25 protein-coding genes are annotated in these 25,973 nt (G+C 72.4%); 9 read left to right on the top strand and 16 right to left on the bottom strand.

Annotation, left to right across the window (positions count from 1 at the left end):
* Nucleotides 1-62: 62 nt before the first annotated feature.
* The 4 genes from rpsO to KBX46_RS10135 all read right to left on the bottom strand — a co-directional run bounded on the left by rpsO (nt 63) and on the right by KBX46_RS10135 (nt 3,819).
* Nucleotides 63-332, bottom strand: coding sequence for a 30S ribosomal protein S15 (rpsO, locus tag KBX46_RS10150; RefSeq protein WP_030337594.1), 270 nt, complete (start codon nt 330-332; stop codon nt 63-65).
* A gap of 199 nt (nt 333-531) precedes the next feature.
* On the bottom strand, nt 532-1,461 hold the full coding sequence (locus tag KBX46_RS10145; protein ID WP_210792202.1) for a bifunctional riboflavin kinase/FAD synthetase: 930 nt from the start codon (nt 1,459-1,461) through the stop codon (nt 532-534).
* Nucleotides 1,462-1,536: 75 nt separating this feature from the next.
* A complete protein-coding gene (gene truB, locus KBX46_RS10140; RefSeq protein WP_210792201.1) occupies nt 1,537-2,421 on the bottom strand; it encodes a tRNA pseudouridine(55) synthase TruB in 885 nt (294 codons plus the stop codon).
* A 57-nt stretch (nt 2,422-2,478) separates the two neighbouring features.
* Complete coding sequence (locus KBX46_RS10135) at nt 2,479-3,819, bottom strand: MATE family efflux transporter (protein ID WP_210792200.1); 1,341 nt, start codon at nt 3,817-3,819, stop codon at nt 2,479-2,481.
* A gap of 194 nt (nt 3,820-4,013) precedes the next feature.
* Between KBX46_RS10135 and KBX46_RS10130 the strand changes: the two genes are divergently transcribed.
* Nucleotides 4,014-4,916 (top strand): hypothetical protein, encoded by a 903-nt coding sequence (locus KBX46_RS10130; RefSeq protein ID WP_210792199.1) that lies wholly within the window; start codon nt 4,014-4,016, stop codon nt 4,914-4,916.
* A gap of 566 nt (nt 4,917-5,482) precedes the next feature.
* Here the strand turns inward: KBX46_RS10130 and KBX46_RS10120 are convergent.
* The 9 genes from KBX46_RS10120 to rimP form a co-directional block, all read right to left on the bottom strand.
* Entirely contained in the window at nt 5,483-5,692 is a 210-nt protein-coding gene (locus KBX46_RS10120) for a DUF6186 family protein (RefSeq protein ID WP_172862168.1), read from the bottom strand.
* Complete coding sequence (locus KBX46_RS10115; RefSeq protein WP_088946709.1) at nt 5,692-6,099, bottom strand: hypothetical protein; 408 nt, start codon at nt 6,097-6,099, stop codon at nt 5,692-5,694. Before KBX46_RS10115 ends, KBX46_RS10120 begins: the two co-directional genes overlap by 1 nt.
* A 100-nt stretch (nt 6,100-6,199) precedes the next feature.
* A complete protein-coding gene (locus KBX46_RS10110) occupies nt 6,200-7,258 on the bottom strand; it encodes a bifunctional oligoribonuclease/PAP phosphatase NrnA (protein WP_099851286.1) in 1,059 nt (352 codons plus the stop codon).
* Nucleotides 7,255-7,755 carry a 30S ribosome-binding factor RbfA gene (rbfA, locus tag KBX46_RS10105; protein ID WP_099851284.1) on the bottom strand — a complete coding sequence of 167 codons (501 nt, stop codon included), beginning with the start codon at nt 7,753-7,755 and terminating at the stop codon, nt 7,255-7,257. The genes KBX46_RS10110 and rbfA overlap by 4 nt, the downstream gene beginning before the upstream one ends.
* Nucleotides 7,756-7,881: 126 nt before the next feature.
* Complete coding sequence (locus KBX46_RS10100) at nt 7,882-8,178, bottom strand: DUF503 domain-containing protein (RefSeq protein WP_088946706.1); 297 nt, start codon at nt 8,176-8,178, stop codon at nt 7,882-7,884.
* A gap of 90 nt (nt 8,179-8,268) precedes the next feature.
* Nucleotides 8,269-11,304: a translation initiation factor IF-2 gene (gene infB, locus KBX46_RS10095; RefSeq protein WP_210792198.1), complete on the bottom strand. Its 3,036-nt coding sequence runs from the start codon at nt 11,302-11,304 to the stop codon at nt 8,269-8,271.
* A gap of 93 nt (nt 11,305-11,397) precedes the next feature.
* Entirely contained in the window at nt 11,398-11,730 is a 333-nt protein-coding gene (locus KBX46_RS10090) for a YlxR family protein (protein ID WP_088946704.1), read from the bottom strand.
* Nucleotides 11,731-11,746: 16 nt separating this feature from the next.
* Nucleotides 11,747-12,790, bottom strand: a complete 1,044-nt coding sequence (gene nusA, locus KBX46_RS10085) for a transcription termination factor NusA (protein WP_210792197.1) — start codon at nt 12,788-12,790, stop codon at nt 11,747-11,749.
* Nucleotides 12,787-13,476, bottom strand: coding sequence for a ribosome maturation factor RimP (gene rimP / locus KBX46_RS10080; RefSeq protein WP_088951521.1), 690 nt, complete (start codon nt 13,474-13,476; stop codon nt 12,787-12,789). The genes nusA and rimP overlap by 4 nt, the downstream gene beginning before the upstream one ends.
* Before the next feature lie 230 nt (nt 13,477-13,706).
* Here rimP and KBX46_RS10075 point away from each other — a divergent pair, with 230 nt between their 5' ends.
* The 7 genes from KBX46_RS10075 (at nt 13,707) to KBX46_RS10045 (ending at nt 20,159) form a co-directional block, all read left to right on the top strand.
* Nucleotides 13,707-14,159 (top strand): hypothetical protein, encoded by a 453-nt coding sequence (locus KBX46_RS10075; protein ID WP_210792384.1) that lies wholly within the window; start codon nt 13,707-13,709, stop codon nt 14,157-14,159.
* Nucleotides 14,156-14,593, top strand: a complete 438-nt coding sequence (locus KBX46_RS10070; protein ID WP_088946701.1) for a ferritin-like domain-containing protein — start codon at nt 14,156-14,158, stop codon at nt 14,591-14,593. Before KBX46_RS10075 ends, KBX46_RS10070 begins: the two co-directional genes overlap by 4 nt.
* 52 nt (nt 14,594-14,645) lie before the next feature.
* Nucleotides 14,646-15,248, top strand: a complete 603-nt coding sequence (locus KBX46_RS10065; protein ID WP_210792196.1) for a PadR family transcriptional regulator — start codon at nt 14,646-14,648, stop codon at nt 15,246-15,248.
* Nucleotides 15,245-15,979, top strand: coding sequence for an ABC transporter ATP-binding protein (locus KBX46_RS10060; protein ID WP_231927249.1), 735 nt, complete (start codon nt 15,245-15,247; stop codon nt 15,977-15,979). The genes KBX46_RS10065 and KBX46_RS10060 overlap by 4 nt, the downstream gene beginning before the upstream one ends.
* Nucleotides 15,976-18,747 carry an FtsX-like permease family protein gene (locus KBX46_RS10055; RefSeq protein ID WP_210792195.1) on the top strand — a complete coding sequence of 924 codons (2,772 nt, stop codon included), beginning with the start codon at nt 15,976-15,978 and terminating at the stop codon, nt 18,745-18,747. Before KBX46_RS10060 ends, KBX46_RS10055 begins: the two co-directional genes overlap by 4 nt.
* 84 nt (nt 18,748-18,831) lie before the next feature.
* Nucleotides 18,832-19,332 carry a nitroreductase family deazaflavin-dependent oxidoreductase gene (locus tag KBX46_RS10050; protein WP_088946697.1) on the top strand — a complete coding sequence of 167 codons (501 nt, stop codon included), beginning with the start codon at nt 18,832-18,834 and terminating at the stop codon, nt 19,330-19,332.
* A 92-nt stretch (nt 19,333-19,424) separates the two neighbouring features.
* Nucleotides 19,425-20,159 carry a nucleotidyltransferase domain-containing protein gene (locus KBX46_RS10045; RefSeq protein WP_210792194.1) on the top strand — a complete coding sequence of 245 codons (735 nt, stop codon included), beginning with the start codon at nt 19,425-19,427 and terminating at the stop codon, nt 20,157-20,159.
* A 6-nt stretch (nt 20,160-20,165) separates the two neighbouring features.
* Here the strand turns inward: KBX46_RS10045 and KBX46_RS10040 are convergent, their stop codons facing one another.
* Complete coding sequence (locus tag KBX46_RS10040; protein WP_088946695.1) at nt 20,166-20,879, bottom strand: VIT1/CCC1 transporter family protein; 714 nt, start codon at nt 20,877-20,879, stop codon at nt 20,166-20,168.
* Between the two features lie 55 nt (nt 20,880-20,934).
* Complete coding sequence (gene map, locus KBX46_RS10035; RefSeq protein WP_088946694.1) at nt 20,935-21,792, bottom strand: type I methionyl aminopeptidase; 858 nt, start codon at nt 21,790-21,792, stop codon at nt 20,935-20,937.
* Between the two features lie 95 nt (nt 21,793-21,887).
* Here map and KBX46_RS10030 point away from each other — a divergent pair, with 95 nt between their 5' ends.
* Nucleotides 21,888-22,202, top strand: a complete 315-nt coding sequence (locus tag KBX46_RS10030; RefSeq protein ID WP_179782588.1) for an STAS domain-containing protein — start codon at nt 21,888-21,890, stop codon at nt 22,200-22,202.
* Between the two features lie 21 nt (nt 22,203-22,223).
* Here the strand turns inward: KBX46_RS10030 and KBX46_RS10025 are convergent, their stop codons facing one another.
* Nucleotides 22,224-25,883, bottom strand: coding sequence for a SpoIIE family protein phosphatase (locus tag KBX46_RS10025; RefSeq protein ID WP_210792193.1), 3,660 nt, complete (start codon nt 25,881-25,883; stop codon nt 22,224-22,226).
* Nucleotides 25,884-25,973 lie beyond the last annotated feature (90 nt).

Raw genomic sequence — 25,973 nt, 5'->3', positions numbered from 1 at the left:
CCGTGTTTCTTCAGATGGGACGCGGTACGGGGGAGCGGCCGGTCGGCCACTCCCCCGTCACGTCACCGGCGCAGGCCGAGCCGCTCGATGAGCGACCGGTAGCGCGCAATGTCCTTCTTCTGGACGTAGTTGAGCAGCCGACGGCGACGGCCGACCAGCAGCAGCAGCCCACGGCGGCTGTGGTGGTCGTGCTTGTGCACCTTCAGGTGCTCGGTCAGCTCGGCGATCCGCTTGGTGAGGACCGCGACCTGAACCTCCGGCGAACCGGTGTCGCCCTCGGCGGTCGCGTACTCCGCGCGGATGCTGGCCTTGGCTTCCTGATCGAGCGCCATGTTCTCCCTGTTTCGGTGGGTTGATCAAGTGGGTGTCCGTCGTCCCGATGGACCGGGAACGGACCGGTACCTCGCACCCGCGGCGTCGAGCAGGCACGCGAGGCCCCACGCCGGTCACCCGACGTCTCGGCAAGACTACCAGCACTCACCGGTAACACCCGGCCAAGGGCCTCGGCAGGGCCCCGCCGGTCGGAGATGATCAGGCCAGAGCACGCCGGGTGCGCTCGACGTCCTGGTTCATCTGGGCGATCAACGGCTCGATCGAGTCGTAGCGGATCTGGCCGCGTAGGCGCGCCACGAAGTCCAGGGCCAGCCGTTCGCCGTACAGGTCGCCGGAGAAGTCCAGCGCGTACGCCTCCACCCGCCGCTCCCGGCCGGAGAAGGTCGGGTTGGTGCCCACGGACACCGCCGCCATCAGCGGTTCATGCTGCCCACGGCGGATCAGCCGGGCCGCGTACACCCCGTCGGCGGGCACCGCCGCGTACCGGTGGCAGAGCAGGTTGGCGGTGGGAAAGCCCAGCTCCCGGCCCCGCTGGTCGCCACGGACCACCACGCCCTCCAGGCGGTGTGGGCGGCCCAGCGCGGCGGCCGCCGCGCCCACGTCGCCCGCGTCGACGCAGGAGCGGATGTACGTGGAGGAGAAGACGGTGCCGTCCTCGGCGACCAGCGGGCCGCCCTCGACGGCGAAGCCGAAGGTCTGCCCCAGCCGCTCCAACAGGGCCACGTCGCCGGCCGCCCGGTGCCCGAAGCGGAAGTTGCTGCCGACCACCACCAGTGCCGCGTGCAGGTTCTCGACCAGGACGTCGTGCACGAACTGCTCGGCCGGCAGCCGGGAGAACTCCTGGGTGAACGGCACCACGCAGAGCACGTCGACGCCGAGTGCCTCGATCAGCTCAGCCTTGCGCGCCGGCTCGGTGAGCACCGCCGGATGCGAGCCGGGGCGGACCACCTCGGCCGGGTGCGGGTCGAAGGTGACCACCACCGACTGCACGCCCAGCTCCCGGGCCCGGGCAACGGCGTGCCCGATGGTCGCCTGGTGCCCTCTGTGCACGCCGTCGAAGACGCCGATGGTGACGACCGAGCGTCCCCACCCACCGGGCGCCGCGTCGTACCCCCGCCACCGCTGCATGCCGTTCCTCCCTGTGTCCCGCCGGCCGGCGGGTCGACACCGCCGGCCCCGGGCCGGCGGACCTGCTCCCCGCCGTCAGGCCGGGGCGAGCACGATCTCCGCGCGGGCCCGCCCGTCCCGCTCGCTGACGATAGCGATCAGGCCGCCGGCCGGTCCGAAGACGGCGTACGGCCCGGTGAGGCCGGCCGGGTCCAGCGGCCCGCCGTGGGCGAGCACCCGGGCCTCCTCGGGTGTCGCCTCGCGGCGCTGGAAGAAGCGGTCGGCCGCAGCGTCCAGCGGCAGGTTCACCACGTCCGGGGCACGCTGCTCCAGCTCGTCGAGGGTCGCCGCCTCGGCGAGGGTGAAGCCGCCCACAGCGGTCCGGCGCAGCGCTGTCAGGTGGCCGCCGACGTCGAGGGCCAGGCCCGCGTCCCGGGCGATGGCCCGGATGTACGTGCCGGAGGAGCAGGTCACGTCCACGTCGACGTCCACCACGTCCGGCTCGATACGGCGGATCGCCAGCACCTCCAGCCGGGAGATGGTGACCCGGCGCGCGGGCAGCTCGACGCTCTCCCCGTCGCGGACCCGCTTGTACGCCCGCTGCCCGTCGATCTTGATGGCGCTGACCGCGCTCGGCACCTGGTCGACCTCGCCGCTGAGCGCGGTCAGCGCCGACCGGATCGCGTCGTCGGTGAGGTGACCGGCGGGCGCGGTGGCGATCACGTCGCCCTCGGCGTCGTCGGTGACGGTGGCCTGGCCCAGCCGGATGGTGCCGGTGTAGCTCTTGCCCGCGCCGATGACGTAGGTCAGCAGGCGGGTGGCTCGGCCCACACCGATCACCAGCACGCCGGTGGCCATCGGGTCGAGGGTGCCGCCGTGCCCGACCCGCCGGGTCTTCGCCAGCCGGCGGATGCGCGCCACCACGTCGTGCGACGTCATGCCGCCGGGCTTGTCGACCACGATCAGACCATCGGTGCTCACGTCGGCCAAGCCTGCCAGATGCCCGGCACCCGGCGGTGTGTGGGCGGGCCGACCCGGTCAGCGGACCTCGCCGGTGACCGCCCAACCGCCGTTGCGCAGGCGCAGCAGCAGGGCGACCAGCCGGATCACCACGAACAGGGTGAGCCCGGCCCAGATACCGCCCAGCCCGAGGTCGAGGGCGTACGCCAACCAGATGGCCGGCAGGAAACCGCCGAGCGCCGCCACGATGGTGAGGTTGCGCAGGTACCGCACGTCCCCCGCGCCGATCAGCACGCCGTCCAGGGCGAACACCACCCCGGCCAGCGGCAGCATCACGACGAACCACGGCCAGGCGGCCATGGCCTGCTCGCGTACCCCCGCGTCGGAGCTGAACCACGACGGCACGACGCCGGCGCCAGCGGCGATGAGCAGCGCGAAGCCGACGCCGCAGACGCCGCCGAGCAACCCGATCCGGCGGGCGAGCGCCCGGGCCCCGGCGTCGTCGCCGGCGCCGAGCGCGGCGCCCACCAGCGACTGGGCGGCGATGGCCAGCGCGTCGAGCACCAGCGCGGTGAAGAACCAGAGTTGCAGGGCGATCTGGTGGGCGCCGACGGCGGCGGCGCCGAAGCGGGCGGCGACGGCGGTCGCGGAGAGGAAGCTGGCCTGGAACGCCACCCCTCGGATCAGCAGGTCGCGGCTGAGCACCAGTTGCTGGCGGATCACGCGGGGCCGGGGCCGCAGCGACACCCGCTCGGCGACCAGCGCCGCGGCGAACAGCGCCCCGCAGAGCGTCTGCGCGACGACGTTGGCCACCGCCGAGCCGATCAGACCCAGCCCACCGGGGTAGACCAGCAGCGGGCAGAGCAGCGCGGAGAGCAGGTTGGGGCCGAGCACGAAGAACAACGGGCGTCGGGTGTCCTGCACACCGCGCAGCCAGCCGTTGCCGGCGGCGGCGAGCAGCAGGCCAGGGGCGCCGAGGGCTGCGATGCGCAGCCAGTGCGCGGCGGCGTCGGCCACCTCGCCACCACCGCCGGCGAGGGTACGCGCGAGCGCGCCGCCGCCGAACTGCATGCCGATCGCGATCAGCAGACCGACACCGAACGCCAGCCAGGACGACTGGACGCCCTCGGCCACCGCGGCGGCCCGGTCACCCGCGCCGAAGCGGCGAGCCGCGCGCCCGGTGGTGCCGTACGCGACCACGGTGCCGACCCATGCGGTGAGGGTCATCACGGTGCCGCCGACGGCGAGTGCGGCGAGCGGCACCCGGCCGAGGTGACCGACCACGGCCGTGTCGACCAGCACGTAGAGCGGCTCGGCGGCGAGCACCACGAGGGCCGGCAGGGCGAGGCTGGCGATGCGGCGCGGCGAGGCGGACCCGCTGGTGGCCGTCGCGGTGTCGGTGTGGGCTGGCTGACTCATCGCCGCCGATCCTGGCACGGCCCCAGTAAGGAGTGCAAGGCACCTAGCGACTTACGTGGGCCTTTCCCCGTTTGACGCTAGCCGGCGAGGCGAGCGTGGCCACGAGTGAGTGCCGGGCGTCCCACTTGCAGGGCTTACTACCCTGACCACGTTCCACGATCTTGACAACGCACTGACAGCGATAAGGGCTTACGATGAGTGACCAATACCCTCCGTACGGGCAGCAGCCTGACCCGAACGTCACGCCGTGGAGCGGGCCCCCCGCGCCGCAGCAGGGCGGGCAACCGCCCTACGGGCAGCAGCCCCCGGTGCCGCAGTACGGGCAGCAGCCCCCGATGCCGCAGTACGGGCAGCAGCCCCCGATGCCGCAGTACGGCGCCCCCGTTCCGCCGGCCAAGAAGTCGAACAAGGGTCTGATCATCGGACTCGTCGTCGGTGCGGTCGTCCTGATCCTCGCCCTCTGCGGCGGCGGTATCGGACTCCTGGTCGCCTATGGCGACGACGACGAGCCCACGACGGCCACGTCCGCCGAACCCACCTCCGGCACCACGCCGGGGACGACGGCCTCACCCGCACCCGGGCAGTCGGATGCTCCGAGCGACAACAACTCGATGACGGCCCGCTTCTCCAGCGACCTGTCGAACGTCTGCCAGGGCAGCCGGATCCTGAACTCGGCACCCTACAACGGCCCGGCTGGCGCCAAGGCGTACACGTTCTCGAACAGCCCGGACCGGCCGACGTCCTGGTCGTCGAAGTACGTCTCATCGACCAAGCCCTACTCCGCCAAGACCACCGAGTACGAGGCGGTGTCAGTGGTCGGCTGCCTGAAGTTCGTGGAGGGCAGCGAGGGTGAGCCGACGAAGTGCCTGTACAAGGACAAGACCGGCAAGCAGGTCACTGTCGACTATGTCTCGTCGCGCTACGTCCTGACCTTCTACGCCGCCAAGACCGGCGAGAAGGTCGGCGACGGCGGCACCGTGGCAGCCCCGGCGAACAGGTGCCCGAGCGTCATCTCGTACAACAACGTCACCATGAAGGCGTACGCGTCGCCGGACGCCGGCACCATCGAGAGCGCCCTGGACAAGTTCCTGTCCTGAGCGGCCCCCACGGGCGGCCGGGGCAGGACGGTTACACCCGGCCGCCCCGGCCGCCCGACGGTGGTTCCAGAGCTTCCGGGTCGAATGGTCGAGCGCACAGGCGCGGCTCGACGAGGATTGCGAGCGGCAACCAGGTAGGGCGTCAAACCGGACGGGTGGCCGCGCTGCCGCGAGACGCCTCGGCGGCGTCCCACCGGCAGGAACGGTCTACTGACGCGTGTCCATCGACGTCTGCAGCGCGCGGCGGGCCTGCTCGCGGGCGTCGTCGGTGGTCTCGGGCTTGGGCTTGTTCGGCATGGTGGTGGTCCTTCCAGGGAGCGAGCCACCGACACGCGGCGGCCCTCACGGGCGGTCGTGCTGAGCGCCCCACGGCGGTCCGGGATTACCGGAGCAGCCGACTGGGCAGCGTGAGCCCGGGTCGGTGCGACCCTGGAGGGAGGCGGCACGAGGTGTGGCACCACCACCCATGAGCTGCGCCGCCATGCGGCGCCGGCCCTCTCCCAAGTTATCGTTCAGGTCCACATGCTGCTCTCGGTTCCCGCCATCTGGACAGTCGACAACCCGGCTCAGCGGGCCAGGAAATGCCAGCCCAGCCACCACCAGAACCCGAACAGACCGATCCGGCCCACCGGCACCGGACCGACCTCGTAGCGCATCACGTACGCACACATCTCGCCCAGAGTGGGGATCCGGGAGCCCTCCCGACGGGCCATCCACTCGACCACCGCGAAGAGGACCAGCGCGGTCAGGAAGCCGCCGATCGCGAGCGCCCGCATCATCGCCGCACCAGCCCCCAGAAGGCCGCCAGCCAGGCGAACCAGACCGCCGAGCGGGTCAGGTGATCTTCCAGGAGGGGGTCGGCCAGCCGGGAGAAGGTGGGGAAGTCATCCCCGACCGCCATCACGAAGGTCGCCCCCTCGAAGACGCCGAAGACCACCACCGGCACCGCCCACCAGGCCGCCCCCGCACCCAGACGACGCGGGGCCGGTCGGCGGGGCACCCGATTGCTCAGACCGAGCCAGATCAGCACCCCGCCGGTGCCGAGCGTGAAAAGATTCGCCTCAGTGGAGAAGGACGCGAACCGGCCACCGACGAGCGAAAGGCAGACCAGGACGGGAACGGAGACGGCGGGCCGGTCCCATGCGCGGGGGGCCTCCACGGTGAGGTCGTGCGGCTGCTCCATCCCGCAATTCTTCCCGGTCTCACGGAGCGCGGGAAGACCAACACTCCCCGGAGCTGACCCTGATCTTCGGAACCGACCGACGGCGGCGGCGAACGCCGTTTCAGCGTGCGGAACGGACCAGCGCGGCGTCCAGCTGGCCGCGGATCGACTCCACCACCTGCTCGACGGTGCCCCGACCGGTGAACCCGGCCGCGAACGTGTGACCACCACCGCCCAGCGCGACAGCGACCCGGCTGACGTCCACCGCGCCCTTGCTGCGCATCGACACCGCCCACTCGCCCGACGTGGTCTGCTTCAACACACAGCCGACATCCGCCTCGGCCGTGCAGCGCACCGAGTCGATCAACGCCTCAAGCACGTACGGACGCTGGTCGTGCCGGGCCAGGTCATCGAGAGTGGCGAAGGTCCAGACCAGCCCCCTGCCACCGGCAGCGCTCGGCTCCAGCTGCGCACGGCCGAGCACCTCACCGAAGAGGCGGACCGCGCCGAAGGGCCGGGTGTCGAAGACCCGCCGGGAGATGTCACCGGGCGAGATGCCGGTCGCCAGCAACCGGGCGGCCATCTCGTGCACCGCCGGGGTCGTCGCCGCGAACCGGAACGAACCAGTATCCGTGGTCAGGGCCACGTAGAGGCACTCGGCGATGGCCCGATCCACCACGACCCCGAGCCTGGCCAGCAACTGCTCGGCCACCACCGACGTCGCCGCAGCGCCCGGGTCGACCAGGTTGACGGTGCCGAACCCCGGATTGGAGGCGTGGTGGTCCAGCACCAGCGCCGCACCCGCCGACGACAGCCGCCCGGCCAACTCGCCGAGGCGCGACTCGCTCGCCGCGTCGAAGCAGATCACCAGATCAGGTGCGACGTCCGCGGCGTCCGCCGGGACCAGCAACTCGAGGCCGGGCAGCCCGTGGAACGGCTCCGGCACCTCCGGCGGCCCAGGGAAGGTCGCCTGCACCTCGCGTACGCCGAGCTGCCGCAGACCCAGACCGAAGCCGAGCATGCTGCCCAGCGCGTCGCCGTCCGGGTTGACGTGACAGATCAGCAGCACCCGGCCGTTCGGCGGGACAGCCCGCAGCAGCGCCTCGGCCGCGGCCCAGTCCAACTCGGCGGGAGCGACCCCGGCCGCCCCGGCGAGCGGGACGCTGGCGGTGCTCGTCACCGCGTTTCCCCACCCCGCGGGGTCTCCTTGACGTCGGTGGCCTCATCGGCCTCGTCCGTCTCGTCGTCCTCGTCCGTCTCGTCGTCGACCCGGTACGGCTGGGCCTCGCCCGCGTACTTCGCCTGGGCGGCGAGCCGCTGCACCTCGGCGTCGGCGTTGCGGGCCGCGGCGAGCAGGTCGTCGATGTGCTTGACCTGGTCCTGAACGTCGTCGAGGACGAACGTGAGGGTCGGCGAGTGACGCAGCCCGAGCGCCTTGCCGACAGTGCTGCGCAGCAGCCCCTTGGCGCTCTCCAGAGCCGCCGCGGTGTCCGCCTGGGCCACCGAGTCACCGAGCACGGTGTAGAAGACCGTCGCGTCGCGCAGGTCAGCGGTAATCCGGGCATCGGTGATGGTGATCATCCCGAGCCGCGGGTCCTTGATCTGGCTCCGCACCACCGACGCGACCAGCTCACGCACCCGTTCCGCGTGCCGGCGTACCTTGGCCGGATCAGACATCTCGCCACCTCCACGGCGTCCTGCTCCCGGCCGACCCGGCGACCCGGGGGCCGCCGGCCGACCGGCCAACATCTCGAACACTACCTTCGCGGCCGCACCGGTCGCCCGGCACAGCCGGCACCGTGGTCAGTCGTCGTCCACGCCGTACAACCGGCGTCGAACCGACAACAGCTCGACCTCGGGACGGCCGGCCACCAAGCGCTCACAGGAGTCGAGCACCTCGCGGACGTGCGCCGTCTCGGCGGCCACCACGGCCACCGCAATCTGCGCTCGACCGTGCAGGTCGAGCGCACCCACCTCGGCGGCCGACACCTCGAAGCGGCGCAGCGCCGCCACGATCGGCCGTACATATGATCTCTTGGCTTTGAGCGACCGGGAGTCACCCGGCAGCAGCAGGTCGAAGACCGCGGTTCCGGTAAACATCGCTCCGGACGATACCGCCAACCCGCCCCGCATGATCAAGGGGTTTACGCCGTACGGCGTAAACCCCTTGATCAGCGTGTCACTGCCGGATCAGGCGCGAACCTTTTCCCGCATCTCGAAGGTCTCGATGACGTCGCCGACCTGGACGTTGTTGTAACCACCCAGGGTCAGACCACACTCGAAGCCCTCGCGAACCTCGGTGGCGTCGTCCTTGAACCGCTTCAACGAGCTGATCGTGAGGTTGTCCGCCACGACCGCCCCGTCTCGCAGCAGGCGCGCCTTGGCGTTGCGCCGAAGGACACCCGACCGGACGATGCAACCGGAGATGTTGCCGATCTTGGACGAGCGGAAGACGTCGCGGATCTCCGCGCTGCCCAGCTCGACCTCCTCGTACTCCGGCTTGAGCAGGCCCTTGAGCGCTGCCTCGATCTCCTCGATGGCCTGGTAGATGACGGTGTAGTACCGGATCTCCACGCCCTCGCGGTCGGCCATCTCACGGACCTTGTTGGAGGCCCGCACGTTGAAGCCGATGATCGTGACCGGCTCGGACGAGGCACTCGCGAGCATCACGTTGCTCTCGGTGATCGCGCCCACGCCACGGTCGAGGACCTTGAGCTGGACTTCCTCGGGGATGTCCAGGTTGAACAGCGCGTCCTCGAGAGCCTCCACCGAACCGGAGACATCGCCCTTGAGGATGAGGTTGAGCGAGGTCTTCTCGCCCTCCTTGAGCTGCTCCATGAGCGTCTCAAGGGTGGCCCGACCACGGGAGTTGGCGAAGGACGCCGCCCGCCGCCGTGCCTGCCGCTGCTCAGCGATCTGCCGCACCGTGCGGTCGTCCGCCGCGGCGAGGAACGTGTCGCCCGCGCCGGGAGGCGCGGTCAGACCCAGCACCATGACCGGACGCGCGGGCCCAGCCTCGGTGAGCTGGTTGCCGTTCTCGTCGAGCATGGCCCGAACCCGGCCGTGCGCCCCACCGGCGACGATCGAGTCGCCTGCCCGCAGGGTGCCCTTCTGCACCAGCACCGTCGCCACCGCACCGCGGCCCTTGTCCAGGTGCGCCTCGATGGCCACACCCTGGGCCGGCCCGTCGATCGGAGCGGTCAGCTCCAGCGACGCGTCGGCGGTCAGCAGGACAGCCTCGAGCAGCTCCTCGATGCCGATGCCCGGCTTGGCTGCCACGTTGACGAACATGGTCTCGCCGCCGTATTCCTCGGCGACCAGGCCGTACTCGGTCAGCTGCTGGCGGACCTTGTCCGGGTTGGCGTCCGGCTTGTCGACCTTGTTGACCGCGACCACGATCGGCACGTCGGCCGCCTTGGCGTGGTTCAACGCCTCGATCGTCTGCGGCATCACACCGTCGTCGGCCGCGACGACCAGGATCACGATGTCCGTGACCTGGGCACCACGAGCACGCATGGCGGTGAACGCCTCGTGACCCGGGGTGTCGATGAAGGTGACCGCCCGGTCCTCGCCCTCGTGCGGGACGTGGACCTGGTACGCACCGATGTGCTGGGTGATGCCACCCGCCTCACCGGCTACGACGTTCGCCTTGCGGATCGCGTCGAGCAGCTTGGTCTTACCGTGGTCGACGTGACCCATGACGGTCACCACCGGCGCACGGCTGACCAGACGCTCCTCGGCCACCTCCGCGTCGAGGTCGATGTTGAACTGCGCGAGCAGCTCGCGGTCCTCGTCCTCCGGGCTGACGATCTGGATGTCGAAGCCCAGGTGCTCACCCAGCAGGTGCAGGGTGTCGTCAGAACAGGACTGGGTCGCGGTGACCATCTCGCCCAGGTTGAACATCTCCTGGACCAGCGAACCCGGGTTGGCGTTGATCTTGTCCGCGAAGTCGGACAGCGAGGCGCCACGGGAGAGCCTGACGATCTGACCCTGACCCCGGGGAGCACCCGAGCTCATGGTCGGAGCCGACAGGTTGTCGAACTCCTGTCTGCGCTGCTTCTTGGACTTGCGACCGCGCGTCGGCCGGCCACCCGGACGCCCGAAGGCACCCGCAGCGCCGCCGCCACGGCCACGACCACCCGCACCCGGGCGACCGCCACCACCGGACGGAGCACCCGGACGGAAACCGCCACCGGGAGCACCGCCACCGCCGCCGGGACCGCCACGGTAGCCACCGCCACCGCCGGCACCCGCGCCGCCACCAGGGCCGCCTCGGTAACCGCCACCGCCACCGGCGCCACCGCCGGGACCGCCACGGAAGCCACCGCCGCCGCCACCGCCACCGGGACGACCAGCGCCACCGCCACCGGGGCGACCAGCGCCACCGGGACCAGGGCGACCGGCAGCCGGACGCTGACTCGGCATGGACGCCGGGCTGGGCCGCGGCGGCATCGAGTTCGGGCTCGGCCGCGGCGGCATGCCCGCCGGGCTGTTGGGACGGGGGCCACCCGCACCCGCGGCCGGGGGCCGCTGCTGCTGGCCACCCTGGATGCCGAACGGGTTGTTACCGGCGCCACGCGCCGGCGGGCGACCACCAGGTCGGGCACCCGGACCCGGAGCCGGCGTGCTCGGACGAGCTGCCGGTGAACCGGGACGAGGGGGCATTGCAGCGGGACCCGGCCGAGGGCCGGGGCGGTTGCCGCCGTCTGCCGGGGGCTCCCGGCGTACGGGGTTGTCCCGCTGCTGCTGGCGGGCGGCCTGCGCGGCCTTGACCGCGGCCTCCTGCTCAGCCTTCAGCGCGGCGGCACGCGCCTCCGCGGCCGCCACCTCGATGTCGTGGGCACTCGCCGGCTTGGCGACCGGAGCCGCGGGCTGCGGTGCACCAGGCACCGGACCCTTCGGCTTCGGGCCGGGAGCCGGCGCGGTCGGCCGCCGGGGCGGCATCGGCTTGGCCGAAACCCGGGGCGCGCCCGGGGTCGGGGCCGTCGTCGGGGTCGGGGTCGGGGTCGAAGCCGGCGTCGACGCGGGCGCCGACGGGGCGGCGGCCGGTGCCGGAGCACCGGCGGACGCGACGAATGCGTTACGCAGTCGCCGGGCGACGGGCGCCTCGACGGTGCTCGACGCGGACTTCACGAACTCGCCCATTTCCTTCAGCTTGGCGAGAACGGTCTTACTCTCGACCCCGAGCTCTTTTGCAAGCTCGTGTACGCGGGCCTTGCCTGCCACTGCACTCCTCACTCCGAGGTCGTGCGGGCAGCACCCGCAGCGACCTCACTCGTGCACTTGAAGCCTGGTCATTTCAGGGACTTCATCGTGTGCTCATGTCGGTCGTCCTACCCTGCTAGCGACCCTCGCCCGGTCGGGCTGACCGGACGTAGTGGTTGGCGCATCGACGTGCTCCGCCAGCACACCGTGGTCAAGGACCTCGGTGATGCGCAACGCACGCCCGAAGGCGCGGCGCCGCACCGCCAGCGCGAAGCAGGCCGGATCCGGGTGCATGTTCGCTCCCCGACCCGGCAGCCTGCGAAGCGGATCAGGCCGGAGACTGTAACCAGCCTCGTCCCTGACCGCGACTATCCGCAGCAATTCGCTGGCCGGCGCACGTTGCCGGCAACCCACACAGGTGCGCTCCGGCAGCGCGCGTCGTACCACTGGAGGAAGTCTACCCCTAGCTGCCCGAGATCGCTCCGCCCGGCTCCCGCACGTGATCAGCCGACCCTCGCGCGGCCGGGGCGGTCTGCTCCGCATCCGAGCGAATGTCGATCCGCCAACCGGTCAAGCGGGCAGCGAGTCGGGCATTCTGCCCCTCCCGACCGATGGCGAGCGAGAGCTGGAAGTCGGGGACGGTCACCCGGGCGGCCCGGTTGGCCAGGTCGACCACCTCGACCCGCAACGCCTTGGCAGGTGACAACGCGTTGCCGACGAAGGTGGCCGGGTCGTCCGACCAGTCGATGATGTCGATCTTTTCGCCGTGCAGTTCGCTCATCACGGCGCGCACCCGCTGGCCCATCGGGCCGATGCAGGCGCCCTTGGGATTCACACCGGGGGTGGTGGAGCGTACGGCGATCTTCGTACGGTGACCTGCCTCACGGGCGATCGCGCCGATCTCCACAGTGCCGTCGGCGATCTCCGGCACCTCCAGCGCGAACAGCTTCTTGACCAGCGCCGGGTGCGACCGGGACAGGGTGATCTGCGGCCCGCGCATGCCCTTGGCCACGTGCACCACGACGCAGCGGACCCGTTCACCGTGGGCGTACCGCTCACCGGGCACCTGCTCGGACTGCGGCAGCACACCCTCCAGCTTGCCCAGGTCGACGCTGACGATGCCCTTCTCGGTGCGCGTCTCGTGCGCCTGCACCACGCCGGTGACCAGGTCACCCTCGCGGCCCACGTACTCGCCGAAGTGCACCTCGTCGGTGGCCTCCCGCAGACGCTGGAGGATCACCTGCTTGGCGGTCATGGCCGCGATGCGGCCGAAGTCGTGCGGGGTGTCGTCCCACTCCCGCACCAGGCTGCCGTCGGCGTCCATCTCCTGCGCGTACACCAGGGCGGCGCCGGACTTACGGTCGATCTCCACCCGGGCGTGCGACTCGGCGCCGTCGGTGTGCCGGTAGGCGGTCAGCAACGCGGTCTCGATCGCCGCGAGAATCGTGTCGAACGGGATCTCCCGCTCGCGCTCGAGTGCGCGCAGCGCCGCGAGGTCGATGTTCACCTCTCCTCGTCCTCCACATCATCTTCGTCGTCGATGTCGTCTGAATCGTCGATCTCGTCTGAATCGTCCGCGTCGTCGAACTCCTCGTCCGGCTCACCGAGTTCGGCGAGCCGGGTGAACTCGACCTGCACGCGGCCCGGGCCCAGCTGGGCGTACGCCCAGGAGGTGCGGCCGTCCTCGGTCTCCAGCTGCACGCCCTCGTCGTCGGCCGCGATCACCCGACCGGTCAGCTGGCGGTCGCCGGTGGGCTGCTCGCCGCGCTGTTCGGGCAGCGCGGCCGCGCCCCGGACGGTGACCTTGACCAGCCGGCTCACGTTGCGCCGCCAGTGCCGGGGCAGGGTCAGTGGCCGGTCGACGCCCGGCGAGCTGACCTCCAGCTGGTATTCCCCGGCGACGATGTCGCCGCCGGCTTCCTCTGCGGCGTCCAGCGCGGCCGAGACCGCCCGGGAGACGTCCGCGACGGCGTCCAGGTCGATCCCGCCGTCGGCGTCCACCATCACCCGCACCACGTGCCGGCGACCGGCCCGGGAGACCGTCAGGTCCTCCAGGTCGTAGCCGGCGTCGTTGACGACCGGCTCGATCACAGCTCGTAGTCGGGCACGTCGCCCGGCGAGATCACCACCGCGGGGACCCGCGGCATCACGGGGTCGACCTGTCGGCCTGGTGGCACGGCCACGCTGCGTCATCTCCGCACCCTTTCCCTGGTCGACGGTGATCGGCCGTCCCGCCATGCCGGCACGCCACCGGAGCGGACACGCCGGTGGCTGCGCAGAGCGTAACGCGCCTGCCCGGCAGCGGACCGGGCGGCGCACCGACGCCGGTCGCCCCTGGACCGACGCCGATGGTGTTGACTTGCCCGGTGGGGATCGGCAGAACGACACAGCGCGACCAGGCATCCGGACATTCCCGGCGAAAGTTGCTGCGCGGCGGGGCGCTGCTGGTGCTCGGCGGCGTCGCTGCGCCGCTGACCGGCTGTGATCTTTTCGACCGTGACGACCAGCCGGCGCCACCACCGGACCCGCTGCGCCCGATGGTGGACGAGTCACTGGCGCTGGCCGAGGCATACCGGAGTGCGGCCACCGCTCATCCCGACCTGGCCGACCGGCTCGGTCCGATCGCCGAGGCGCACACCGCACACGCCACCGAACTGGCCCGGGTGATCGGTGTCGCCCTGCCGTCGGCGGCGGCCACCGCCCCCACCACCGCCCCGGCGGCCGAGCCGGCCGGAGCGCTCGCCGCACTGCGCGCCCTGGAGAAGACCGCCCAGCAGTCCGCCACCCAGGCCTGCGCCGCAGCGCCAGCGGAACGGGCCGCGCTGCTCGGGTCGATCGTCGCCGCCCGAGCCACCCACCAGGAGGCACTGAAGTGAGGCAGCCGTCCTCCGGCGAGGCCCTCGCCTCCGCCCTGTCCGCCGAGTACGCGGCCATCTACGCCTACGGGCGGATCGGCGTCCGGCTCACCGGCGCCGCCCGGGAGGCGGCGCACCAGGCGGAGGCCGCGCATCGACGCCGACGCGACACCCTCGTGGTGCAGCTCACCACCGCCGGCGGCGTCGTGCCTCCGGACCGCGCCGGGTACGCGCTGCCGTTCCCGGTCACCGACCGGGCGAGCGCCCTGCGGCTCGCCGCCGAGGTCGAGGAACGCACGGCAGCGCACTGGCGGGCGGCTCTGGCGTCCACCACCGGCGCCGACCGGGACCAGGCGTTGGCGGCCCTGGTCGAGTACGCCGTGCGCGCCACCCGGTGGCGTAAGACGGCCGGGTCGACCCCGCTGACTGTCCCGTTTCCCGGACGTCCGGCCTGAGCGGGTCCACTCCGGTTGCGGTGCGCATACCAGGTATGCATACTCCGTTGCCATGTCCATCCGTCACGGGTTGCTCGCCCTGCTCGAACGCGGCCAGATGTACGGCTACCAGCTGCGCGCCGCGTTCGAGGAGTCGACCGGCTCGACCTGGCCGCTGAACATCGGGCAGGTCTACACCACGCTGTCCCGGCTGGAGCGCGACGGTCTGGTGCGCCCGCTGCCGGAGAGCGAGGCTGGGCAGCGCCCGTACGAGATCACCGACGCCGGCCGGGCGGACCTGGCGTTGTGGTTCGCGACCCCGGTCAGCCGAACCGACCGGCCCCGCGACGAGCTGGCGATCAAGCTGGCGTTGGCGCTGACCACCCCCGGTGTCGACGTCCGCTCCGTGGTGCAGGCCCAGCGCAGCGCGACCATGCGGGCCCTGCAGGAGTTGACCCGGTTGAAGTACGGCAGCAACCGACCGGAGGACCTCCCCTGGCGCCTCGTGCTGGACTCGATGGTGTTCCAGGCCGAGGCCGAGGTGCGCTGGCTGGACCACTGCGAGACGAGCCTGGTCCGGCACCAGCCCAGTGATCAGGCACCCGCACCTCCCCGACCGGGTGACGCCGAGGCACGTGCCGCTGCCAGATGGGCCGGCGAGGAGGCGCGACGGTGAGCGGATCGGACGACGCGGTGCTGGAACTCCGCGCCGTCCACCGCACCCACGGCGCCGGACCGGCGGCGGTGCACGCGCTGCGCGGCGTCAGCCTGGCCGTCCGGCCCGGTGAGCTGGTCGCCGTGATGGGGCCGTCCGGCTCCGGCAAGTCGACGTTGCTGGCCCTCGCCGGAGGGCTGGACCGCCCGACCGGCGGCGAGGTCCGGGTCGAGGGGCAACCGCTGGGGGCACTGGACCGGCGCGGGCTCGCCCAACTGCGTCGCCGCCGGATCGGTTACATCTTCCAGCAGCTCAACCTGCTCGGCAGCCTGAGCGCACTGGAGAACGTGGCGCTCCCGCTGGAACTCGACGGCACCAGCGGACGCCGGGCCCGGGCGCTGGCCATGGCGGCGCTCACCGAGGTGGGTCTGCCCGCACTGGGTGACCGCTTCCCCGACCAGCTCTCCGGCGGCCAGCAGCAGCGGGTGGCCATCGCCCGTGCCCTGGTGGGAGAACGCCGACTGGTGCTCGCCGACGAGCCCACCGGGGCACTGGACTCGCAGACCGGTGAGGCGGTCCTCCACCTGCTGCGCCGCCGGATCGACGCGGGCGCCGCCGGGGTGCTGGTCACCCACGAGGCGCGACATGCCGGCTGGGCCGACCGGGTGGTGTTCCTCCGCGACGGTGTGCTGGTCGACACCACGGCACCGTTGGGCAGCGTGGAGCAACTGCTGTCCGGCAGCGACCGGTGACCATCCGCCGGACCAGGCAGGCCCCTGGCCGGGTGGACGCCCCCACGGCGGAGCCGGTCGAGCCACCCGCTCTCGTCGGCCGGCGGCGGATCGCCGAGCTGACCGGCTCCTGGCGGGCGGCGCTGCGCATCGCCCGGCGGGAGTCCCGTCGGGCCCGACGACGGACCGCCCTGGTGCTCGCGATGATCGCCCTGCCGGTGGCGGCGCTGGCCTTCCTGGCGGCGAGCTACGACATGGCCGAGCTGACTCCGCAGGAACGCGTCGACCGCCGGCTCGGCGTGGCCGACGCGGAGCTGCGCTGGATCGCCGACAACCCGGTGGGACAGGACGATCGGGGTGAGGGCTGGTTCACGCGGGACGACACGTACCTGCCCCCCGCAAAGGCGACCGCGGCCCAGTTGACCGCGCTGCTCGGGCCCGGAAGCCGGGTCACCGAGATACGCACGTACATCACCCTGACGCTGCGTGGCCCACACCGCGACGAGGAGGTGACCGGGCGGGCGCTGGACCTCGACGACCCGTTGGCCCGCGCGCTGGTGCAGTTCCGGGCCGGCCGGGCGCCGCAGCAGCCCGGCGAGGTCGCGGTCAGCCCGGCGGCGCTGCGTCGCCTGGACCTCCACCTCGGCCGTGCCGTCGCCGTGGCCGACGGAAGCAGGGCGTACACCGTGGTCGGGGTGGTCGAGTTCCCCGACGATCTCGGCCCGTTGGTGGCGTTGCACCCGGGAGCCGCGCCGCCGACCGGTCCCGAGACGGACAGCGTGTGGCTGGCGGACATACCCGGAGCCGTCGACGCCGCCCTGGTGTCCCGGCTCAACGACCGGGGGGTGGTGGTCACCCCACGTCCCCCGACCCAACCGGACCGGTCGTGGCTCGGCTCGATCAACCTGGGCGACACCAACGACCTCAGCACCGGCGTGCTGATCGCCGGCCTCGGGCTGCTGGAGGTCGTACTCCTGGTCGGGCCGGCGTTCGCCGTCGGCGTCCGTCGCCGTCGGCGGGATCTGGCGCTGGTCGCGGTGGCCGGCGGGGACGCCGCCCAGCTCCGCCGGGTCGTGCTGGCCGACGGAGTGGTGCTGGGTGTGCTGGGCGCCGCCGCCGGCCTGCTCGTCGGTGTCCTCGCGGCGTTCGCCGCTCGTCCCCTGGTGGAGCAGTACGTGTTCGGCGCGCGCTTCGGCGGGTACCGCTGCTGGCCCGCGGCGCTGGTGCTGCTCGGTGGGGTCGCGGTCCTGGCCGGGGTGCTCGCCGCGCTGGCACCGGCCTGGTCGGCCGCCCGGCAGGACGTCAGCGCCGGCCTGACCGGTCGGCGTACCCCACCGGTGTCCCAGGCCCGCTGGCTGGCCCTCGGCCTGGGACTGGTGGCCGGCGGGGCCGGGCTGGCGGCGTTCGGGGCCGCCCGGACCTCACCGGCGGTGATCCTCACCGGCCTGATCCTCGGCGAACTGGGCCTGGTCTGCTGCACGCCCACGCTGATCGGGGCGCTCGCCCGCCTCGGTCGGGTGTTGCCACTGGCCCCGCGGATCGCGTTGCGCGACGCGAGCCGCAACCGGGCCGCCGCGGCGCCGGCCATCTGTGCAGTGATGGCCGCCGTCGCCAGCAGCGTCGCTCTCGGCGCGTACCTCGCCAGTGACGGTGAGCGCGACGCGCGCGCCTACCAGGCGGCGCTGCCGGTCGGCCACGTGCGGGTCGACCCGATCGAGTCGACCCGGCAGCCCACGCTGACCCAGGTCGCCGCCGCGGCCCGGGAACAGTTGGGCACCGGCGCTGTCGCCCCGCTGCACAGCCTGGGCTGCGGGCCGGCGAGCACCGGCTACTGCGAGGTCACGCCCGTGCTCCCGGTGGAACAGGCCTGCCCCTGGCAGCCCCGGGTCGGCCTTCCCGAGTCCGACCGCCGGCAGGCCCGCGCCGACCCCCGCTGTCGCATCCGTGAAATGGACTACTTCGGCGGGTACGTGCAGACCGGGGTGGACGACGGGACCGCTCTGCCACTGCTCACCGGCGCGGACCCGGCGACGACCGCCGCCGCCGCGGCGGTGCTGCGCGCCGGTGGCGTGGTGGTGACCGACCCGCGCTACCTGCACGACGGCCTGGTGACCGTACGCGTCAACGAGGTGGAGGCCGGACCGGACCCGCCGACCGGTGTCCGCGACCTCCCGGGGTACGCGCTGCCCCGGGCGGTCGGCCCGCCCCGCCTGCTGCTGTCCGGGACCGCGGCCAGACAACTCGGCCTGAGCTGGTCCCCGGCCGGCTGGGTGATCGGCACCACCACTCCGCCCGACGAGGACCATCGGAAGCGCTTCACCGCCGCCCTGCGGTCCTCCGGGACGGTCTCGCTGAGCGTGGAGTACGGCGGTGCACCCCGCGACGTGTCACCGCTGCTGCTGCTCCTCGCGGCGGCGGCCGGTGTGATCACGGTGGGGGCGGCGGGGATCGCCACCGCGCTCGCCGCTGCCGAGGGGCGCGCCGAGATGACCACCCTCGCGGCCGTCGGCGCGGCACCCGCGTTACGCCGGCTGCTGGCGATCTGCCAGGCCGGGGTCATCGCTGGGCTCGGTTCGGTGCTCGGCATCGTGGCCGGGCTCGGCACCGCCGCGATCGTGCTGTTCTCGGTCAACCGGCAGTACGCGGACGACTGGCCGTTCGCCGACCCGTACCCGATCCTGGTGCCGTGGCCGGCGCTCGGGGTCCTGGTGCTGGTGCCGGTGGTGGCGATGCTCGGGGCCGGGCTGTTCACCCGCGCCCGGCTGCCGATCGAGCGGCAGATGGACTGACCGCCGCCCAGTGGCCGGCCGGTCGGCGATCCGGGCGCGTACGGGGGGTGCCGCCGGAGCCCCGCAGCGGGCAGACTGATTCGCGTGTCAGTGCTGGGAACTCTCACCCGTCGAGTCGGTCATCATCGCTGGTTCGGTGCCGCCGCACGCCTGCTGGTGCCCGCCGACCGGGTGGTCGGTCGGCTCACCCGGGGCCGGGTGGTGGCACTCGGCCTGATCCCCTCCCTGGTCATCACCACGACCGGCCGCCGCTCCGGAAAGCCACGCAGCAACCCGCTGCTCTACGTGCCCGACGGCGACGCGTACGTGGTGATCGGTTCCAACTGGGGGCAGACGCAGCAGCCCGGCTGGGCGATGAACCTGCTCGCCAGTCCGACCGCCGAGGTGGACGTGAAGGGCCTGCGGGTCCCGGTGCGGGCCGACCTGGCGTCCGGAGCCGAACGCGACAGGCTGTGGCAACTGCTGGTCACCGAGTGGCCCGCGTACCGCAGCTACGTGCAGCGGGCCGGCGGCCGGGAGATCCGCATCTTCCGGCTGGTGCCGACCGGGCGCGGCGCACCGGCCGGCCCGCCGCCGGCTGGCTAGGCTGACGCTCGGTAGCCGAGGCGAGGTGGTCCCGTGAGCGCGAGGAGTGAGCCGGGCTTGCGAGCCCCGCAGTCGCGAACAGAGGCGACCCCGTGAGCGCGAGGAGTGAGCCGGCTGGCGGCCGGGACCTCGATGATCGACGGTGGACGGTCGCGGAGCGGGTCGCCGAGGCGGTCCGACGGCGGTTTCCGGCGGACGTGCTCGCGGTCGCGGTGCACGGGCCCCTGGCGCACGGCGACGACGACGGCGGTGGTGATCGCGAGGCGGGGATGCTGGTGGTCACCTACCGGTCCGGCGCGGGTCCACCGCCCGCGACCCGGCGGGTGGACGGGGTGCTGGTCGACCTGACCGTGGCCGCTGCCGAGGACTACCTGGCGCAGGCCCGGGTGCTCTCCCCACTGTGGCCGTTGACCGCCGACCGGTACGTCACCACGCAGGCGTTGCACGACCCGACGGGCTGGTTGCGGACGCTGCGCGACGAGCACCTCGGCCGGTTGGCGAGGGCCCGGCCGGCGGAGTTCAGCACCGCGGCGCGGCAGGCCTGGTACAGGGGCAGCGCGGCGCACGCCCGGGCGGCCCGCCTGGCCGAGTGGTACGAGACCGACCAGGCCCTGCTGATGCTGGGTGAGGCCCGGTTGGCGGCGGCCACGGTGACCGGTCTGCTGAGTCGCACCTACTTCCGTGATCCCGGGGACGCGGTTCGACGCACCGGGTTGGCCGGCGCGGACATGACCGAGGTGGGTGTGGTGCTGGCCCGGCAGGCCGAGGAGCTGGCCGCCCGTGGTCGTGGGGTGGACGGCACCATCGACGAGCTGCTCACCGGTTGACCGGTGTCACAGCCCGCCCTGCACGCCGATCAGCGAGCCGATGAGGTAGGTGGCGCCGGCTGCGGCGGCACCCAGCAGCAGTTGGCGCAGGCCGCTGGTCCACCAGGGCCTGTTGGTGAAGCGGGCCACCACCGCGCCCGCGACGAACAGCCCGAGCCCGCCGACGGCCAGTGCGAGCCACAGCTCGGTGGCGCCGAACAGGTAGGTCAGTAGCGGGACCAGTGCGCCCAACGAGAAGAACAGGAACGACGAGATCGCCGCGGCCCACGGGCTGGGCTGGTCGTCGGGGTCGACGCCCAGCTCCTCGCGGACGTGCACCCGCAGCGCCTCCTCCGGGTCGCGCCGCACGGCTTCGGCGACCTGGGTGGCGAGATCACGGGGAAGGCCGCGGGCCACCCACGCGTCGGCGAGCTCCCGGGCCTCGGCCTCGGGGTGCCGTTCCAGCTCCCGCCGCTCCTTGGCGACCTCGGCAGCGACCTGCTCGTTGGCGGAGCGCACGCTGGTGTACTCGCCGAGGCCCATCGAGATCGCACCGGCGACCAGGCCGGCGGAGCCGGTGAGCACGATGCTGTGCGACGAAACCCCGCCGCCGCCGACGCCGGCGATCAGGGCGATGTTGGTGACCAGGCCGTCCATCGCGCCGAAGACGGCAGGGCGCAACCAACCGCCGGAGACGTCCGCGTGGTGCGCCTCGCGCAGGGCTGCCGGGGCGTCGGTCACGGCGCCTGCCCTTCGTTCGCGACTGCGGGACTTCGCTTCGCTGCGTTCCTCGCGCTCACGGCAGGGTCAGGATCTCGTGACCGCTGTCGGTCACCACGATGGTGTGCTCGAACTGGGCCGTCCACCTGCGGTCCTTGGTGACCACGGTCCACCCGTCGTCCCACATGTCGTACTGGTAGGTGCCGAGCGTGATCATCGGCTCGATGGTGAACGTCATTCCCGGTTCCATGATGTCCGTGGGGCGCGGGCTGTCGTAGTGCGGAACGTAGAGCCCGCTGTGGAAGGACTCGCCGATGCCGTGGCCGGTGAAGTCGCGGACGACGCCGTAGCCGAACCGCTTGGCGTACGACTCGATGACCCGGCCCACCACGTTGATCTGGCGGCCCGGGGCGACGGCGCGGATGCCGCGCATCATCGCTTCGTGGGTGCGCTCGACCAGCAGTCGGGCTTCCTCGCTGACCTCACCGACGCAGAAGGTGGCGTCGGTGTCGCCGTGCACCCCACCGATGTACGCGGTCACGTCGACGTTGATGATGTCGCCGTCCTGCAGGACTGTGGAGTCGGGGATGCCGTGGCAGATGACCTCGTTGAGGCTGGTGCAGCAGGACTTCGGGAAGCCCTTGTAACCCAGCGTCGACGGGTACGCGCCGTGGTCGCAGAGGAACTCGTGCACCACCTTGTCGATCTCGTCGGTGGTCACGCCCGGCTTGCAGTGCTCGCCCGCGAGCTGGGTCGCCTGGGCGGCGAGCCGGCTGGCGATTCGCATCTTCTCGATGGTCTCCGGCGTCTGCACGTGCGAGCCGCGCCACTCCTGCGGGCGCTTCTTGCCCACGTACTCCGGTCGGGTGATCTGGGATGGCACCGGTCGCAGCGGGGAGAGCGTGCCTGGTGTCAGCGGCGGGCGAACGGTCATGCGACAAGCCTATCGCCGGGGCGGCTGGTGACCCGCGCCACGGCCGCCCGGGAGTGGTTGTTGCCCAGCCTGGTCGGCTGTGCCATGGTGTCAGCGTGGATCAAGGTGGAGCACCGCCAGTCTTCTCCGCCAGCGCGGAGATCGATGGTGACCACCTCCACGTGGTGGTGGCTGGTGAGGTCGACATGGCCACTGCCGACACCATGCTCCAGACCGCGCTGCGCGAACCCGCCGGGCAGATCACCCTGGACCTGAGCGCTGTCACCTTCTTCGACTCGGCCGCCATCCATGCTCTGGTCCGGCTCGCCCAGCAGTTTCCGGGCGCGCTCACCGTCCTGCCGTCCCGGCAGGTCCGCCGGGTGCTGGAGATCTCCGGCCTGGGTGAGCAGACCTGGCTCGACCCGGCCTGAGAGACGCCGCCGGGCGCACCGTCAGTCCCGCAGCTGCCGGCGCAGCGTCACCTCGGTGCCCTCATCGGTACGCCGCACCGTGAGGTCGCCCAGCGCCCTGATCAGGGACAGGCCGCGCCCCCGGAAACCGGAGTCGGTCGACTCGCGCCACTGCCCGCTGTCGCGCACGGTGGCCGTCACCGTCCGGTCCTCGATGGCCACCTCCACGCTGATCATGGCCTCGGCGGGGTGGATCGGGTGCTCGATGGCGTTGGCGGCGGCCTCGGAGACCGCGACGGTCAGGTCGAACACGTCCGTCTCGTTGACGGCGTGCGCGACCAGGAAGTCCTCCAGACGCTTACGCAGCACACTCAGCCGGGTCGGGTCCGCCGGCAGTCGCAACGCGAAACGGTTCAGCTCCACCGCCTCCAGTGCGAGGACGGCCACGTCGTCGCGGCGCGGCCGACCGGCGACCCGCTTCACCACCGCGTCGATCAGGTCCGCCATGTGCTCGCTGGGGGCCGCCGCGTCGACGCGCAGCTGGGCCAGCGCGGCGTCGATGTCGATCTGGCGGTCCTCGATCAGCCCGTCGGTGTAGAGCAGCAGCCGGCTGCCGGGAGCCAACTCCCCGTCGACCGCCTCGTACGTCGCGCCGGGGAGGGCGCCGACCGGTGGACCGAGCGCCCGGTCGTGCAGGAACGTCACGTCGCCTCCCGTGATCCGCAGCGGCGATGGGTGGCCGGCGCTCGCGTATCGCAGACGGCCGGTGCGCGGGTTGAACAGCAGACAGACCACCGTGGCGAAGGATCGGCGTTCGGTGGACACGACCAGTCGGTTGAGGCGGGTCAGCGACTCCCCCGGGTCGTAGCCCTCCAACAGGTACGCCCGCAGCGCGTTGCGTAGTTGTCCCATGGCCGCAGCGGCCTGGACACCCTTGCCCACCACGTCGCCGATGACCAGCACCAGTTCGTCCTCTTCGAGGGCGATCGCGTCGTACCAGTCGCCGCCGACCTCGACGTCGGCGCTGCCGGGCAGGTAACGGCTGGCCACGACCGCTCCCGGCAGTCGAGGCAGCGACCGGGGCAGCAGGCTGTGCTGCAACGTGCTGGCGATGCGGTGCTCGGCCTCGTAGAGCTGGGCGTTTTCCAGCCGCACCCCGACCAGGCGGGCCAGCTGGGTCAACGCGGCCTCGTCGGCCTGCGTGTCGTCAGCGGCCGGCCCCCAGACCCGCAGCTCGCCGAGGGGCTTGCTGGTGGTGCCGGTCAGCTCGGCCACGAAGGACGGGTCGGTGGCGGTGGCGCCGCCGGTGTCCGCCTCGCCACGGGCGCCGGTCGCGGTGACCACCACCCGGGCGGCCTCGGCGAGGCTGAGCGCGTGCCCGGCGGCCACCTGGAGCACGTCGCCGGTCGAGCGGGCGGTGTTGACATCCACCGCCGCGTCGGCCAGGGCCCGGAGCCGACGGATGATCTGGCCACGGAGCTGACCCAGCTCGACGTTGGCCCGGACCCGGGCGATCAACTCCTGGCCGGTGAACGGCTTGGTGAGGTAGTCGTCGGCACCGACGGACAGACCGGCGACGGCCTCCGCGGAGCCGGCCCGGGCGGAGAGCAGCACGATCGGCACATGACGGGTACGCGGGTCCGCGCGCAGCGCGCTCACCAGCCCGAACCCGTCCAGCCGGGGCATCATCACGTCGGTGAGCACCAGGTCGAACCCGCCCTCGCGGGCCAGCTGCAGGCCGGCCAGCCCGTCGCTCGCGGTGACCACCTCCCAGGTGGGCGAGAGCAGCCGGGTGACGTGCTCGCGCAGGTCCACATTGTCGTCGACGACCAGGATCCGACCGGCCGGAGCGGCCGCCGTCGGTCGGCTGTCGAACTCGGCTGCCGGCTCGACGCCGGTCCACAGCGCGGTCTCCGCCACATAGAGCCGGGCCTGCTCGGGCTCACCCGCGGGCAGCGGGCGGAACGCCGCCACATGGTCCGCGGGCAGGTGGGCCGACCCGAACGGCACGGTCACCGTGAAGGTGCTGCCCCGGTCGACCTCGCTGGTCAGCCCGACCTCACCGCCGTGCATCTCGACCAGCTCCCGGACCAGTGCCAGACCGATCCCGGTGCCCTCATGGGTGCGTGCACGCACCCCCGGCACCCGGTGGAACCGCTCGAAGACGTGCGGCAACTCTTCCGGCACGATGCCGATGCCGCTGTCTGTCACGTCCAGCCGGGCCATGTCGTCCACGGCCCGGACCCGCACCCGGATCTCGCCGTCGAAGGTGAACTTGACGGCGTTGGACACCAGGTTGAGGACGATCTTCTCCCACATGTCCCGGTCGACGAAGACCGGTGCGGGCAGCGGCGGGCAGTCCACCACCAGCCGCAGTCCGGCCCGCTCGGTGGCCGAGCGGAAGGTGCTGGCCAGCCGGGCGGTGTAGCCGGCGAGGTCGGTGGGCTGATAGCGGGCGGCGAGCCGGCCGGACTCCAGTCGGGAGAAGTCCAGCACGGTGTTGACCAGCTTGAGCAGGCGCAGCGCGTTGCGGTGCATCATGGTGAGCCGCTCGGTGTCGGCGGCGGGCAGCGCCGGGTCGGCCAGCATGTCCTCCAGCGGGCCGAGCACGAGGGTCAGCGGGGTACGGAACTCGTGGCTGACGTTGGCGAAGAAGTTGGTCTTCGCCCGATCCAACGCCGCCAGCTCGGCGGCGCGAGCGCGTTCCTGCTCGTACGCCCGTTGAATGCCCGCCGCCCGAGAGATCTGGGCGGCGACCAGGTCGAGGAAGTCGCGGTAGTCGTCGTTGAGCGGCAGCTGGCGGGCCACGCCGACGACCAGCGCGCCGACCGTCTGGTTGGTCGCCGTGAGCGGCAGCACGAGGGCCTCACCGGCGGCGTCGGCCGGCGGTGCATCGAGCAGCTCTGTCACCTCGACCGTGGCGGGCGCGCCATCGGCGATCACCCGGGTGAGCAGCTGAGACGTGACGTCGACGGCCGGCGGGGCGGTGCCGGTGGCGCCAGACAGGGCGAGCTGGCCGCTGTCGTCGGCCAGGTAGATCAGGGCGAACGGCAGGTCCGCCCGGTGCCGGCCGAGCACCGTGGCGGCGGTCCGGCCGAGTTCGGCGGCGCTGCCGCTGTCGTTCAGCTCGGCACCCAGTTCGGCGAGCGCCCGCAGCCGACGCTCGCCGAGCACCCGCCCGGTGGTCTCGTTGACGATGCAGTAGACGCCACTGACCGAGCCGTCGTCGCCCAGGATCGGGTCGTACGAGACGTTGAAGTAGGTCTGCTCGACGAAGCCGTACCGGTCCAGCAGGAAGGGGTGATCCTCTCCGCGGTAGGAACGCCCGGTGCTCCGGACGCCGTCGAGCAGCGGGCCGAGCACCGCCCAGGTCTCCGCCCAGTGCTGGCGGGCCGGCTGGCCGATCACCTGCGGGTGCTTGGCACCGATGGTCGGCCGGTAGGCGTCGTTGTAGAAGGCGGACTGCTCGTCGCCCCAGAACATGACGATCTGCGCACTGGAGGCGAGCATCATGCCGACCGCGTTGGAGAGCGCCAACGGCCAGCGACCGGGCTCGCCGAGCGAACTGGTGGACCAGTCGAAGCTGCTCAGCCGCTCGCCCATCTCGCCACCGGACGCGAACGCCGCTGCCAGCATCGGGGGGATCTCGCGGCCGGACACGAAGGGATGCCCGACGTCCCCGCCCCCCTGAGCCGAGCTCATGCAGCCTCCCGCTCCGGCCGTACCCCTCGACCGTTGATCTTCACCCGCCGTGCCTCGACTTGTACCCAAGCGGACCAGCAACGTAACGCA

The sequence above is a fragment of the Micromonospora sp. C81 genome (assembly GCF_018070425.1).
Lineage (GTDB): Bacteria > Actinomycetota > Actinomycetes > Mycobacteriales > Micromonosporaceae > Micromonospora > Micromonospora zamorensis.
Note: the sequence above shows the minus strand (reverse complement) of the source record. Positions and strands in the feature narration are given on the sequence as shown.